This is a genomic window from Streptomyces sp. TBY4 (assembly GCF_024213195.1).
Classification (GTDB): Bacteria; Actinomycetota; Actinomycetes; order Streptomycetales; family Streptomycetaceae; genus Streptomyces.
In genome coordinates this window covers 354,713-368,977 of the sequence record NZ_JANAVF010000002.1, presented here as the reverse complement: position 1 = coordinate 368,977, position 14,265 = coordinate 354,713, and the positions used below count along the sequence as shown (strand labels likewise).

Below are 14,265 nucleotides of genomic sequence, written 5' to 3'. Positions count from 1 at the left end.
GGTGGTCCCTGACCGTGTGGACGCGACGGGTGGACGCGACTGCCGGTATGACCGCCGCATATGCACTGCACGTGCAGTGCTTCGGACACGCTAGCGGACACCGCTTCGTCGGGGCCCTCCCCAGCACCCCCTCCGACGTGCCACCCTGCCCGTCATGGAGCGGATCATCGGGGAGATACGCGAGGACCTGGACCGCCGGCTCGCCGTGGCCGCCGAGCGGCTCGCCGACCGGTCACCGGCCGAGGACCCGGCCTGTGCCGTCTACGTGGCCCTGCTCGGCCGGGCCTCCCTGCGCGAGCGGGTCCACCACCTGCTCCGCCAGGACGTCGACGGGCTGCTGCGCACGGCCCGCGGCCTGCCGCCCGAGCTCGGCGAGGCACGCGCCGACGGGGAGCTCCGCGCCCGGCAGGGACTACCGCTCGACTCCCTGCTGCGCGTCCACCGGCTCTGCGGGAGGCTGCTGTGGCAGGTCCTGACCGAGGCCGTCGCGGCGCACGACCGGGCGGCGCTGCCGCGGCTGCTGCCCGGGGCGCCCGCACTGTGGGACGTGGTCGACCGGATGGCGGACGCCACGGCCGAGGCCTACCGCCGGGCCGCGGCCGTGCGCGGCGACCGCGAGCGGGAGCTGCGGGGAGCCCTGCTCGACTCCCTGTTCGACGGCGGCGGTCCGGAGGGCGCGTCGGCGGAGTCGGCGCGGCGGCTCGGGCTGCCGGAGCGCGGCCGGTTCGCCGTGGTGGTCCTCGACTCCGGGGACGGCGCCCGGGCGGCCCCGGCCGGCGGCGCCCCGCGCGTGCTGTGGCGGATCCGGGCCGACGGGGAGACCGGTCTCGTGGAGCTGGGCGGGCTGCCGCTCGCCTCCGTGACCGAGCTGCTCGAACCCCTGGGGTTACGCGCCGGGGTGAGCCCGGTGGTGGAGACCCCGGGGGAGCTGGCCGGGGCCCGCCGGCTGGCCCTCCTCGCGCTGCGGGCTGCTCCGGGAGCCGGCGGTCCGCACACCGCCCTGCTGGACGAGCGGCTCCCGGCGGCGCTGGTGGCGGCCGAGCCCGAACTCGCCGCCCGGCTGCGCGAGGTCGTGCTGGGTCCGGTCCTGGCCCTGGCCCCGGAGGACCGCGGGGTGCTGCTGACCACCCTGGGCACGTGGCTGACCTGCCGGGGCTCGACCACCTTCGCCGCCGAACGCCTCTACTGCCACCGCAACACCGTCTCGAACCGGCTGCGCCGCCTGGAGGCGCTCACCGGCCGCTCCCTGGCCGATCCCGCCCACGTCGTGGAGCTGGCGCTGGCCCACACGGCGGTCACCCAGCGCCCGGCCCCGTCCACGCCTCCTCCTGCGGGTCCCCCTTCCCCGGCTTCCCGGACTTCGCGGACTCCAGGAGGTACGGCACGTCGATCACCGCGACCCCGGGCGTGAACAGCAGGCGGGCCTTGAGGCGCAGGGCGTTCTGGTTGTGCAGGGGCTGTTCCCACCAGTGCCCCACCACGTACTCCGGGATGACCACGGAGAGCATGTCCGTGCCCTCGGCGGCCGCCAGCTCCTGCACGTGGGCCAGCACCGGCCCGACCACCTCGCGGTACGGGGAGTGCAGCACCTTGAGCGGAACGCCCGGGTCGTGCTCCGCCCAGGCTTCGCGCAGCCGGTTCGCGTCCTCCTCGTCGGCGGCGACCGAGACGGCCGTGAGGGTGTCGGGGCGCAGCCCCATGGCGAAGCCCAGGGCCTTGAGGGTCGGAGCGTGGACAGCGGCGACGAGGACGACGACGTGGTGGCGGGCGGGCTTGCGGGGGCGGACCCCGGGGGCGACGGCGACCTCCCGGGCCACCGTGTCGTAGTGGCGGCGCACGCCCTTCATCCCGAGGAAGAGCACCGGCATGGCGATGACGACGAGCCAGGCACCGTGGGTGAACTTGGTGATGAGGACGATGACCAGGACCACGGAGGTCATCACGGCGCCGACCGCGTTGATGGCGAGCCGGCGGTGGATGTGGATCCGCTCCTCCTTGCGGGTCTCCGGGGCGGCGAGCTCCGTCTTCCAGTGCTTGACCATGCCGGCCTGGGAGAGGGTGAAGGAGACGAAGACGCCGATGATGTAGAGCTGGATGAGGCGGGTCAGCTGGGCGTCGAAGGCGATGATCAGGGCGATGGCGGCGAGGGCCAGCAGGACCACGCCGTTGGAGTAGACGAGCCGGTCCCCGCGGTTGAAGAGCTGGCGCGGTACGTAGCGGTCCTTGGCCAGGATCGAGGCGAGCATCGGGAAGCCGTTGAAGGCGGTGTTCGCGGCGAGGATCAGCACGCCGGCCGTGACGGCCTGGAGCAGGTAGAAGAGGACGTGCCAGTCGCCGAAGGTGGCCCGGCCGATCTGGGCGAGCGCGGTGGACATCGGGGTTCCGGGGGCCAGGCCCAGCTCGGTCGGGTCCGCCGCCACGTGGACCTCGTAGTTCATGGCGAGGTAGGTGATCCCGGCGAACATGGTGACGGCGAGCGCGCCCATCGCGGCGAGGGTGGTGGCCGCGTTCCTGCTCTTCGGCTTCTGGAATGCGGGGACGCCGTTGCTGATCGCCTCGACGCCGGTGAGCGCTGTGCAGCCGGAGGCGAAGGCCCGGAGCGCGAGGAGCACCATGGCGAGGCCGGTGTAGTTGCCCTCGGCGATGATCGGCAGCTCGGCGGATTCGGCGCGGATGGTGTCGCCGGTCGCGAGCCGGTAGGCGGCCACCGCGAACATCAGGTAGATGACGAGGACGAAGCCGTAGGTGGGGACGGCGAAGACCCGGCCCGATTCCCGCACCCCGCGCAGGTTCATGAGGGTCAGCAGCACCACGAAACCCACCGACAGGGGGACTTCGTGGTCGGAGAGAGAGGGGATCGCCGAGGTGATGGCGGAGACGCCGGAGACCACGGAGACGGCGACGGTCATGACGTAGTCGACCAGCAGGGCGCTCGCGGCGGTGAGGGCGGCGGTCTGGCCGAGGTTCTTGGAGCTGACCATGTAGGCGCCGCCGCCGCCCGGGTAGGCGTAGCAGGTCTGCCGGTAGGAGGCGACGACGACCACGAGCAGGAACACGATGGCGGCGGCCGCGTACCAGGCGAGGTGGAGCAGCGCGACCCCGCCGAGGGCGAGGATGAGCAGGATCTCCTCGGTGGCGTAGGCCACGGAGGAGAGCGGGTCGCTGCAGAAGATCGGGAGCGCCAGCCGTTTGGGCAGCAGGGTCTCGCCCAGGCGCGCGGTGTCGAGCGGTTCGCCGACCAGCACACGTTTCGCATTGATACGCCTCATTCAGGCATGATCAGCCAAAACCGTGTCGTTTCGTCCCACATAAACCCTGTGTCATGGAGTGAAGGCCCTAGATGTTCAGCGCTGCCATCTTCGCCGCCGCGCTGCGGATGGCCTCCCGGATCCGGAAGTACGTTCCGCAGCGGCAGATGTTGGCGATCGCGTCGATGTCCTCGTCCGTGGGCGTGCTCGTCCTCTTCAGCAGGGCGACGGCCGCCATGATCTGGCCGGGCTGGCAGAAGCCGCACTGGGCGACGTCCTGTTCGAGCCAGGCCTCCTGCACCGGGTGCAGGACCTCGCCGTCGGCCAGCCCCTCGATCGTGGTCACCGTCCTCCCCGCGCACGCGGAGACCGGCACCACGCACGGGCGGACGTCCACCCCGTCGAGGTGGCTGGTGCAGGCCTTGCAGACGTCCACCCCGCAGCCGTACTTCGGGCCGCGCACGCCCAGCATGTCGCGGAGCACCCACAGCAGGGGCAGGTCGTCGGGCGCGTCCACGGTGACGCTCTGCCCGTTGACGATGAAGGTGTGCGAGGGCACGGCTCGGCTCCTGGAGGCGGACTAGCGCGGGTAGGGGGTGAAGTCGACGTCGAAGTCGAGGGGGAAGGTGCGCGGCTTGGTGCCGGTGGCCCGGGCGTAGGCGTTGGCGATCGCCCCCACGGCGGCGGGCACGCCCAGCTCGCCGGCCCCGCCCGGCTCGGTGCCGGTCGCCGGGAGCACGAAGACGCGTACGTCCTTCGGGGTGTCGCGCTGCTGGGCCCAGTGGAACTGGCTGTAACTGCCCTCCAGCGGGAGCCCCTTGTCCAGGTGCAGGCCGGCCCTCAGCGTGGTGGAGATCGCGTCGGTCAGGGCGCCGATCATCTGGGCCTCCAGACCGCGCGGGTTGACGGGCAGGCCGACGTCGACGGCGATGACCGCCTTCGTGACGCGGATGTGCTCCGGATCCCGGGTGTCGATCTCGACCAGGCAGGCCGTCCGGGACTTGTACTCCTCGTGGAAGGCGATGCCCTGCGCGCAGCCGGCCGGCATGGCCCGGCCCCACTCCCCCTCGGTGGCCGCCTTGTCGAGCACGGCGCGCTGGGCGGCCGTCTTCAGGAAGGTGCGGCGGAACCGGTACGGGTCCCGGCCCGTCGCCGCGGCCAGCTCGTCGACCACGATCTCCTCGGCCCCGCGGGTGTTCGCCGAGTACACCGAGCGCCAGGACCCGGTGGGCACCCCGGTCGGGACCTCGGAGAGCGTCTGGGTGGTGAGCCCGAAGTGGTACGGGGACTTGATCGTGGTGAGGAACAGGGTCTGCGCGAGGGTGGCGTTGCCGATGCCGAGCGGGAGGCTGGCGGCGGTGGCGGTGATGATCTCGCCGAGCCCGTGGCGGAAGTCGGTCTCCGCGGCGGCGACCCGGTGTTCGAAGCTGAGCACCTCGCCCAGCAGGTGCGTCGCCCGGATCTTGTGGTGGGTGGCCGGGCGCATCCGGCCGTGCCGGGTGTCGTCCACCCGGGTCCACATCAGCCGGACCGGGCGGCGGCAGGCCTTGGAGATCCGGGCCGCTTCCAGGGCTGCGTCGAAGAAGAGCCGCCGGCCGAAGGAGCCGCCGGCCTGCACCACGTGGACGGTGACCTTGTCGAGGGGCAGCCCGAGGTCGGCGGCGATCGTCTCGCGGGCCACGATCGGCGACTTGAGCCCGGACCAGATCTCGGCGCGGTCCTCGCGCACGTCGGCGACGGCCGAGTTGGTCTCCATCGGGGCGTGGCTGACGAAGGCGAAGTCGAACTCGGCGTCCACGTGCGGGGTGAGCAGCGGCGGCACGAGCAGCGGCGGGGTGGCGGCGCGCAGCTTCGTACGGACAGCTGCGTCGGAGAGCTGGTCGGCCGGGCCCGGGCCCCAGGTGACCTGGAGGGCGGCCTTGGCGTCGAGGGCCTGGCCGAAGGTCTCGGCGACGACGGCGACCCCGGTGGCGACGGTGACCACGTGCAGGACCCCGGGCATCGCCCGGACGGCGGCGAGGTTGGCGACGGAGCGGACGCTGCCGCCGAGCGTGGGCGGGCGGCGGACCACGCAGGGCTTGGCCCCGGGCACGTCCAGGTCGAGGGTGTAGCGCTGGGCCCCGGTGACCATGGCGCGGGCGTCGATCCGGCTGGTGGGTTTGCCGACCAGGGTGTGCTTCGCCGCAGGCTTCGGGCCGGCGCCCAGGACGATCAGGGCGGGATCGGCGGCGGCCGCGGCGAGCGAGCCGTATCCCGCGGTGCGGCCGTCGGGGGCGCGGACGGCGCCGTTCGCCGTGGTCAGGGTGGACGCCGGGAGGCTCCAGCGCACGGCGGCGGCCGCGACCAGCCGGGCCCGGGCGGTGGCGGCGCACTGGCGTACCGGACCGTAGAGGGAGCGGATGGAGTTGGAGGATCCGGTGAGCTGATTGAACAGCAGCTCGGGGCGCGCGTCGTCCAGTTCGACCCGTACGGCGGCCAGCGGGGCGTCCAGTTCCTCGGCGACGAGCATCGCCACGGCGGTGGTGAGCCCCTGGCCCACCTCCTCGCGCGGCAGCCGGAAGCGGATCGTTCCGTCGGCCTCCACGACGAGCGCGAGCAGCGCGGAGGTGGGGGCGCCCGCCAGGATGAACAGGTCGCCGAGGTCCACCAGGTCGGCGGGGGCGGGCAGGGTCGGGATCACGGCGTGCGCGGGCTGCGGGGCGAGGACGTCGGCTCCGGCGCGGGTGACCAGGGCGAGCGTCGGAGCGGCCACCAGGAAGGTGAGGAAGGAGCGCCGGCTCTGCCCTTCGGTCGGCGCGTGACCCTGCTCCTCGGTCGGCGCGTGGCTCTGCCCGGTCATGTCTTCGTGTCCCCAACCCTGCGCGGCCTGCACGATCGAGCCTCCCCGGCTCATTACCGGCACGTAGAGTAGCCATTCGGGGGTGCGGGGGGAAGTCCGGGGGCGGGGAAGTCCGGGGTGCGGCGTCCCTCGTTCGGGGGACGGCTGCATCGCCGTGTTGATCCGGGTCCGGCCCGAACTTCGCCGGTCCGGCGGGGGGAGGGCCTCGTACACCTCGGCCGTACGATCGACCGCCCTCGTCCGGAAGGCCGGTTTCCGGCCGCGGGCGGACGATGGAAGGAGCACGGCTGTGTCGCACCGAGCAGATGGAGGAGGTGTGCGGCAGTGACGAAGTTCATGGACGTCCACTACGGCATGACCGGCATCACGGCGGACCAGTTGAAGGCCGCCCACAACGCCGACCTGGCCATCGAGAAGGAAGAGCGGGTGCACTTCGAGCGCGCCTGGGCCGACCCCGCGTCCGGCACCGTCTACTGCCTCTCCGAGGCACCCTCGGCGGAGGCGGTCCAGCGCATCCACGAGCGCACGGGGCACCCCGCCAGCGAGATACACCCGGTACCGCTCACCGTCTGACGGCCCGGTGAGGGCCCGGTGACGGCAAGGGCCGGCGGGGTTCGCCCGCCGGCCCCTCGGCGCGGGCTGACCGGATTCGTTCGCACACTCCAGGAGGCCCGGAAGGCCTCAGGCATATGCCCGGTGCAAGTCCGCCGCAGATGTTGCCAAACGCCTTACAGGCCGTCGCCGGCTGTGCAACAGTCGTTACCGGCCCTTCCTTCAGAACCGGTCCCTCCCCAGACTTGGCCGTGCCGCGCCTGTATCGGAGTTCAGATGCCGTCCCACCTGTACGCGGACCGCCCCGCGCAGCCCCCCGAGCCAGGGTCGGTGGACGCGCTGATCTCTCAGACCCGGCAGCTCCGGGGAGAAGTCGACGCCGTCCGCCGCGACACCGTGGTCGACGACGACGACGCGCAGGGCCGCTGGCAGCGCGCACTGTGCGATCTCGCGGTCCACCACCTCGACGACCTCCGCGCACACCTCGGCCAGCTCAAGGAAGGGCTGCCGCCCGCCTCGCCCGAATCGGCCGTGCTGCCGCAGGCCGCCCCCGAGACGGGGGCCGAGGCCCAGCAGACCAGGGTCGGCAGTGCCGAGTGGAACCTGCTGACGGACGAGGTCAGTTGGTCCGACGAACTCTTCCAGATCTTCGGCCGCTCCCCCGAGGCCGGCGCGCTGCCCCTCGACGAACTGGGATCCACCCTCTTCTCCGAGGACCAGCCGCTGCTGACGGCGATGGTGACGGCCTGTCTGGTGGACGGCAAGCCGATAGACGGCGAGTTCCGCATCGTCCGGGCCGACGGCCGGGTCCGGACGCTGCACATGAGGGGCGAGCCGGTACTCGACTCCGACGGCTGCACGGCCTCGATGTGGGCCGTGCTGCGGGACGTGAGTGAACTGCGCCGGAGCCAGCGGGCGGTGCGCGAGTCCAGGGACTCGCTGCAGCGCCGGCAGGAGATCGCGCAGACCGAGCGCCGGCTGGCGGTCGAGCTGCAGGAGGCCGTGCTCCCCCCGTGGCGCGGCTCCCTGCGGTTCCCGCACGACATCACCGGGGCGCTGGACGTCGCGGCGCACTATCTGCCCTCGGCGACCAGCGCGCTCATCGGCGGCGACTGGTACGACGCGCTCGAACTCCCCGACGGACACTCGATGCTGACGGTGGGTGACCTCACCGGCCACGGGGTGACCGCGACCTCCGGCATGGCGATGATGCTCGGCGCCCTGCGCGGAATGGCCATGGCCGGCATCGAACCGGGCCCGCTGATGGGCTGGCTGAACCAGCTCCTGGAGACCTCCGTCCAGCCCGCGCTGGGATCCGCGGTGTGCTGCCGCTACGACCCCGCGCGCCAGGTGCTCTCCTGGGCGCAGGCCGGCCACCCCGCCCCGCTGCTGTTCCGGCACGGACAGGGCCGCTCGCTGCTGCCGCCCGAGGGCGTCCTGCTGGGAGCGACCTCCGGAGCCGCGTACGGCCAGGCGGAGGAGCGGCTGGAGGTGGGCGACGTCCTCGTCCTGCACACCGACGGACTGACCCCGCGCAGCATCGAGTTCAGCAAGGCCGACGGAACCGAACGACTGCTGGCCCTGGCACCGCACTTCTCCGCCGCCCGGTCCGCGCAGGACTGCGTGCGCCTGGTGATCGGGGAGTTCGGCGAGGGTGAGCGCGAGGACGACGCCTGCGTCCTGGTGGCCCGTATCGGCTCCTAGGCCGCCGACGCTCCGCAGGGACGGGGACAGGGACTCAGGGACAGGGACTCGGGGCCGCGCCGGAAGGCGCGGCCCTTCTCGTCCTCGGACCGGGAACGGCAGCCGGCGGCACCGTCTCAGACCGTCCGCGCCGCGGGGCTGTTCGGGAGGGCCAGCTTGATCTCCTCCCGGAGCTCCTCGATGCCGGCGAACCCGGAGTACTGACCGGTCAGCCGGTACATCTCGCGCAGCCGGTCCCATGTCCGGTGCGAGGAGGTCTCGTTCATCGAGACCAGCGCCAGGCGGGCGTAGCGGTCGGCCTGCTCCGGGTCGTCGGCGATGAAGCAGGCGGAGGCCATGGAGATGTAGTCGAAGATCTTCGAGCGCTCGTGGCCCGCGCTCCGCAGCCGCAGCGCCTCCTTCGCGTGCTGCTGCGCGACGGTCGCCGCCGAGGGATCGTGGTCGGCGAGCGTACGGAAGGCCAGCGCCTGCATGCCGTGCAGATCGGCCTCGTCGAAGTGCTGCATCCAGGACGGCGGCGGCACGTCCCCCGAGGTGGACACGAACAGGTCCTCGGCCTCGCCCAGGGTGCGGCGCATGGCCTGCCCCTTGCCCAGGGCGGCCTGGGCCCAGGCCTCGATGGTGTGGAGCATGGCGCGGGTGCGGGGCAGGGTCTGCTCGCCGGAGCCGGACTGGGCCAGCTTCATCAGGTCGAGGGCCTCGTTCGGCTTGCCCAGGTGGACCATCTGGCGGGCCGCGCGGGACAGCGCCTCCCCCGCGCGCGGCCGGTCGCCGCCCTCGCGGGCCGCGTGCGCGGCGATGACGAAGTACTTCTGCGCGGTGGGCTCCAGGCCCACGTCGTGGGACATCCAGCCCGCCAGGACCGCCAGGTTGGCCGCCACCCCCCACAGCCTGCGCTGGAGGTGGTCGGGGTGGTGGTACGCGAGCATGCCGCCGACCTCGTTGAGCTGCCCGACCACGGCCTTGCGCTGGAGGCCGCCGCCTCTGGAGGCGTCCCAGGCCCGGAAGACCTCCACCGAGCGCTCCAGCGCCTCGATCTCCTGGGAGCCGATGGGCGCCGCCTCGTAGCGGTCGTAGCCCGCGGAGTCGGCCTGGAAGGCGTCCCCGTGGCGCTGCGCGTCCTTCGCCCGGGCGGGGTCGGTGTGGAGCCAGTCGTGCATGGCGTTGCTGAGGGCAGAGCCGGCGGTGAGCGCGGCACCCGCGCTCATCAGACCGCGACGGTTGAGCATGAGGTCCATTCCCGTGAATTCGGTGAGGACCGCGGCTGTGCGTTCCGGCGCCCAGGGCATTCCGTCGGGGTTCTCCTGCTCCCCGTCCGGTTGCTGTTTGGCGGTGCGCCGTTGTCGTACGAACCCGAGGTCCTCGATGGTCACGACACGACCGAGCCGCTCGGTGAACAGTGCTGCCAGTACCGTGGGCACCGGTTCGCGCGGGGTCTCCCCCATGTCGATCCAGCGCCGCACCCGCGAGGTGTCGGTGGCCAGCTGGTGGTGGCCCATCGAGGCCGCCTGCCGGTTGACCATCCTCGCCAGTTCGCCCTTGGACCAGCCGGCCAGGCCGAACAGGTCGTTCAGACGGGTGTTTGGACCTTTGCTCACGTCAAGCCCCCAGGTTCTCGGCTGAGTTGACAGTAACCCCCCGTCAGATGCCGAGCGACTATTCGCCAGGGTTCGCCAGGGCACGCAATGTGGTCCGCCACCCACGCCCGGGTGTCAGGTAGGAATGCGCCTCCCCGACCCGGTCACCGGCGGAACTCCCCAGGGTGATGCACGGGATCCGGCGGGGCGGCGTACGCAACTCGTCGGCGCACGAAGGGATCCGTAACGCCATGTACGCAGCCACGTCCTCCGTGTCCGCCCCGGTCCGGCCGCACCGCACGCTCCCCGCGGGCGGCGGCCCCTACCTCGAACCCGGCCGGCCCGGGGTCCCGTCGCAGGGCGCCGTACGGGCCCGGCGGATGCCGGGTACCGGATCGCAGCCGCTCAGCGGGAGAATCGACCTGTCGGGCCCGCAGGGGGCGCAGTTGCGCACCGCACTCGCCTCCGTGCAGCGCATCTGTCCGGAGTTCGCGCCGGTCCAGGTACTGCGCCGCAGCGGCCGGTCGGTCCTGCTGGTGGGAACCACCGGACGGATGACGGCCGTCGCGAAGGTTTTACTGGATCACTCGCCCGAGTGGCGCGAGCGGTACCGGCACGAAATAGCGACGTACCGGACGTTCGTCCGGCACCGCCCGCAGGTCCGGGTGCCGCGGCTGATCGCCGCCGACCCGGAGAACTGCGTACTGATCGTGGAGCGGATGGCCGGCCGGGTCGCCGCGCTCCAGCGGCACCCCGTGGAGGCCCCGCCGCGGGCCGACCTGCGGGCGGCGCTCGGAGCGGTGCGCCAGGTGAACGGCTGGCGGCCCGCCGACGAGCTGTTCGGGCGGCCGCTGGACTACGACCGGCGGATCGCCCGGGACTACCAGCTGGGCCTGCTGACCGACCGTGACTTCGGCGATCTGCAGAAGCTGCTGCACGGCGTGAAGATGTCGGGCAACCCCTGGCAGTTCAACCACGGCGACGCGCTGCTGTCGAACCTGCTGCTGTCCCCGACGGGTCCCGTCCTCCTCGACTGGGAGCACGCGGGCTGGTACCGGCCGGGCTACGACCTGGCCACCCTGTGGACGGTACTGGGCGACGCCCCGGCCGCGCGGGCCCAGATCAGCCGCCTGGCGCAGGCGGCCGGACCGGCCGCACGGGACGCGTTCCTGGTCAACCTGATGCTGGTGCTGACCCGGGAGATCCGGATGTCGGAGACGGCCGTGCAGCGCTCGATGCTGGCGACCGCCCCGGCCCAGGCACTCCCGGCGGGCGCACTGTCCTCGGGCGAGGAGCAGCGCCTGCTGCTGCGCCGCCTGCACGACGACGCGGGCATGGCCCGCAGGGCGGTCCGGGCGGCGGTGGGCACGCGCTGACCGCGCCACCCGGGGTTCCGCCACCCCGGGGTCCCGTAGCCCCGCGGCCCGTCCGGCCGCGGGGCTGCGGCATGTCGCACACTGGTGTGCGATCCGGCGCACGCCGGAGTGAACAGGGGAGCAGAACATGCGCATACGCAATCTGGCGGCCGCCGTCGCCCTGACGGCAGGGCTCGTGGTGGCCGGTACCGCAACGGCGATGGCGGCGGAGGAATCCGCGCAGGTGATCGCGGGGCCCACTCCGTACGCCAACTCCGCGCCGGTGGGCGGCGGGGACGCAACCGTGCTCGCGGCGGACTTCACGCCCAACCGGTGACATGACCCGGGCCGGGCGGCCCGGACCCCGAAATCCCGTGGTGCGCACATCCGGTGCGTACACCACGGGATTTCCCATGTCCGCCCCGGAGGTGCGACTGGCGCGTATGCCTTGACTTCACATGATCCCCCGAAGACCTTTTCTGACTCAGCATCAGAATGCTGGAGCCGTCCCCTCACTCCCCTCTCCGCTGGAGCCTGCCCATGACCGCGAGAACCGCCTCCTCAGCGAGTCCCGACCCAAGCGATGTTCTCCCCTCCCGCCGGACGGTGCTCGCCGGGGCCGGAGCCGGAGCGCTGGCGGCCACCGTGCTGCCGTCCGCCTCGGCGCACGCGGCCGGTGAACCCTCGCTCGGCGAGTACGACGTCGTCGTGGTCGGCTCCGGAGCCGCCGGAATGACCGCCGCGCTCACCGCGGCCAAGCGGGGCCTGAGCGTGCTCGTGATCGAGAAGGCCCCCACCTTCGGCGGTTCCGCCGCCCGGTCCGGGGCCGGGATCTGGCTGCCCAACAACTCGGTGATCCTGGGCGCGGGCGTGCCGGACACCCCGGCGAAGGCGGCGCAGTACCTGTCGGCCGTCGTCGGCAACGGCTCCTCCGCGGACCGGCAGGCGGCCTTCCTCGCCAACGGGCCCCGGATGCTGGACTTCGTGATGGCCAGCAGCCCGCTGCGGTTCCGCTTCATGGACGGCTACAGCGACTACTACCCGAACCTCCCCGGCGGGCTCCCCAACGGCCGCTCCATCGAGCCGGACCAGATCGACGGGAACATCCTCGGCGCCGAACTGGCCAACCTCAACCCGGCGTACATGCCCGTGCCCGCCGGCATGGTGGTCTTCAGCCAGGACTACAAGTGGCTCAACCTGGCCGCGGTGAACGCCAAGGGCCTCGCGGTGTCCACCGAATGCCTGGCCCGCGGCACGGCGGCCGCGCTGTGCGGGCAGAAGCCGCTGACCATGGGCCAGGCCCTGGCGGCCGGCCTGCGGGCCGGCCTGCTCCAGGCCGGGGTGCCGGTGTGGCTGAACAGTCCGCTCGTCGACCTGGTCCAGGAGGGCGGCGCGGTCACCGGCGTCGTGGTGGAGAAGGCGGGCGTACGGGGCGTGGTGCGGGCCCGCAAGGGTGTGGTCATCGGCTCCGGCGGCTTCGAGCACAACGCGCAGATGCGGGCCCAGTACCAGCAGCAGCCGGTCGGCACCCAGTGGTCGGTCGGCGCGAAGGAGAACACGGGCGACGGGATCCGGGCGGGCGAACGGGCCGGTGCGGCACTGGCGCTGATGGACGACGCCTGGTGGGGCCCGTCGATCCCGCTCCCCGGCGAACCGTACTTCTGCCTGGCCGAACGGACCCTGCCCGGCGGCCTGATGGTCAACGCGAAGGGCGCCCGTTTCGTCAACGAGGCGGCCCCGTACAGCGATGTGGTGCACGTGATGTACGAGAAGGACCGCGGCGCGGTGGGCTCGCACATCCCGGCCTGGCTGATCGTGGACCAGAACTACCGCAACAAGTACCTGTTCAAGGACGTCCTGCCGACGATCGTCTTCCCCGACTCCTGGTACCAGGCGGGCGCGGCGAAGAAGGCATGGACCTGGGACGCCCTCGCCAACCAGATCGGGGTGCCCGCGGCCGCCCTGCGCTCCACCCTCAACCGGTTCAACGCCCAGGCGTGGAACGGCACCGACACCGACTTCCACCGGGGCGACACCGCCTACGACCACTACTACACGGACCCGGGAGTGACCCCGAACTCCTGCCTGGCCCCGATCTGGGCGCCGCCGTTCTACGCCTTCAAGATCGTGCCGGGCGACCTGGGCACGAAGGGCGGCATCGTCACGGACGCGCGGGCCCGCGCCCTGCGCGCGGACGGGTCCGTGATCCGGGGCCTGTGGGCGGCGGGCAACGCGAGTGCGGCCGTGATGGGGCACAGCTACGCGGGGGCCGGATCGACGATCGGCCCCGCGATGACGTTCGGGTACGTGGCCGCGAACGACATCGCGGACGCGTGACGGTCTAGCCCTGCTGGAAGAGCTCGGCCGGGAGCGGCTTCAGCAGCGCGTACAGGTCGTCGGTGATCGGCCGGTCCCAGCTCGCGATGGTGACCAGCACGTTGTCACTGCGGTCGAACTGCACGCAGCTGATCCGGCTCTCGGAGAGCTTGATCTTCCGGACGATGAGGAGGTTGTCGCCCTGCATGACGGGGCAGTCCTCGGCACCGGTGACCTCGACGTCCTCGTCGTTCTCGAGGGCGTCGAGGAGCTGGGCCACCTCGAAGGGGACCTGCCCCTCGGAGAGGTCGCGGGCGGGGGAACCCTCGGGGAGGTTTCCGATGATCATCGCGGGGCCGCGTCCGCCGAACAGGTCGTAGCGGAGGAAGACACCCTGGCAGCTGCCGTCGGGCGCGGGCAGCAGCCCGGCCCCGAGATTGCCCGGCCAGTCCCCCGGGTCCATGGCCAGGACATCGAAGTCCGGGCCGGCGGGTGTGGCGGCGCGGTGGCGGCGGAGGAAGGACATGCCGCCATGGTACGTGCCCCACCGCGTCCCGCGGCCCTGCCCCCTCATCCCGCCGCCCCCGAACCCGCTGCGCGGGCCGCCGCTGCGCGGGGCGAAGTCCCCTACCCGCCCTTCGCCCGTTCCCCGGGCTCCGCCCGGACCCGTACGT

The 14,265-nt window shown here is 72.6% G+C and carries 11 protein-coding genes; 6 read left to right on the top strand and 5 right to left on the bottom strand.

Annotated features, from left to right (window positions below; translation table 11 throughout):
* The first annotated feature begins 154 nt into the window (after positions 1–154).
* Entirely contained in the window at positions 155–1,411 is a 1,257-nt protein-coding gene (locus NLX94_RS05965; RefSeq protein ID WP_254381529.1) for a helix-turn-helix domain-containing protein, read from the top strand.
* Here NLX94_RS05965 and NLX94_RS05960 read toward each other — a convergent pair.
* The 3 genes from NLX94_RS05960 to NLX94_RS05950 all read right to left on the bottom strand — a co-directional run bounded on the left by NLX94_RS05960 (position 1,296) and on the right by NLX94_RS05950 (position 6,087).
* Positions 1,296–3,269 (bottom strand): APC family permease, encoded by a 1,974-nt coding sequence (locus NLX94_RS05960; protein ID WP_254381528.1) that lies wholly within the window; start codon positions 3,267–3,269, stop codon positions 1,296–1,298. The two genes, NLX94_RS05965 and NLX94_RS05960, sit on opposite strands and share 116 nt — an antisense overlap.
* A 67-nt stretch (positions 3,270–3,336) precedes the next feature.
* The gene (locus NLX94_RS05955; protein WP_254381527.1) at positions 3,337–3,807 is read right to left on the bottom strand and encodes a (2Fe-2S)-binding protein; all 471 of its coding nucleotides are present in this window, start codon (positions 3,805–3,807) and stop codon (positions 3,337–3,339) included.
* Between the two features lie 21 nt (positions 3,808–3,828).
* Positions 3,829–6,087 carry a xanthine dehydrogenase family protein molybdopterin-binding subunit gene (locus NLX94_RS05950; RefSeq protein ID WP_254381526.1) on the bottom strand — a complete coding sequence of 753 codons (2,259 nt, stop codon included), beginning with the start codon at positions 6,085–6,087 and terminating at the stop codon, positions 3,829–3,831.
* A 324-nt stretch (positions 6,088–6,411) separates the two neighbouring features.
* Here NLX94_RS05950 and NLX94_RS05945 point away from each other — a divergent pair, with 324 nt between their 5' ends.
* On the top strand, positions 6,412–6,660 hold the full coding sequence (locus NLX94_RS05945) for an SCO4226 family nickel-binding protein (protein WP_254381525.1): 249 nt from the start codon (positions 6,412–6,414) through the stop codon (positions 6,658–6,660).
* A gap of 255 nt (positions 6,661–6,915) precedes the next feature.
* Entirely contained in the window at positions 6,916–8,343 is a 1,428-nt protein-coding gene (locus NLX94_RS05940; protein WP_254381524.1) for a PP2C family protein-serine/threonine phosphatase, read from the top strand.
* A gap of 116 nt (positions 8,344–8,459) precedes the next feature.
* Here the strand turns inward: NLX94_RS05940 and NLX94_RS05935 are convergent, their stop codons facing one another.
* Complete coding sequence (locus NLX94_RS05935; protein WP_254381523.1) at positions 8,460–9,941, bottom strand: hypothetical protein; 1,482 nt, start codon at positions 9,939–9,941, stop codon at positions 8,460–8,462.
* A gap of 230 nt (positions 9,942–10,171) precedes the next feature.
* Between NLX94_RS05935 and NLX94_RS05930 the strand changes: the two genes are divergently transcribed.
* From NLX94_RS05930 to kstD, 3 genes are all read left to right on the top strand, one after another.
* A complete protein-coding gene (locus tag NLX94_RS05930; protein ID WP_254381522.1) occupies positions 10,172–11,296 on the top strand; it encodes an aminoglycoside phosphotransferase family protein in 1,125 nt (374 codons plus the stop codon).
* A gap of 127 nt (positions 11,297–11,423) precedes the next feature.
* Positions 11,424–11,612 (top strand): hypothetical protein, encoded by a 189-nt coding sequence (locus NLX94_RS05925; RefSeq protein ID WP_254381521.1) that lies wholly within the window; start codon positions 11,424–11,426, stop codon positions 11,610–11,612.
* A 203-nt stretch (positions 11,613–11,815) separates the two neighbouring features.
* Positions 11,816–13,612: a 3-oxosteroid 1-dehydrogenase gene (gene kstD, locus NLX94_RS05920; RefSeq protein WP_302168844.1), complete on the top strand. Its 1,797-nt coding sequence runs from the start codon at positions 11,816–11,818 to the stop codon at positions 13,610–13,612.
* Between the two features lie 4 nt (positions 13,613–13,616).
* Here the strand turns inward: kstD and NLX94_RS05915 are convergent, their stop codons facing one another.
* Positions 13,617–14,117 (bottom strand): hypothetical protein, encoded by a 501-nt coding sequence (locus tag NLX94_RS05915; RefSeq protein WP_150520950.1) that lies wholly within the window; start codon positions 14,115–14,117, stop codon positions 13,617–13,619.
* Positions 14,118–14,265: the final 148 nt, after the last annotated feature.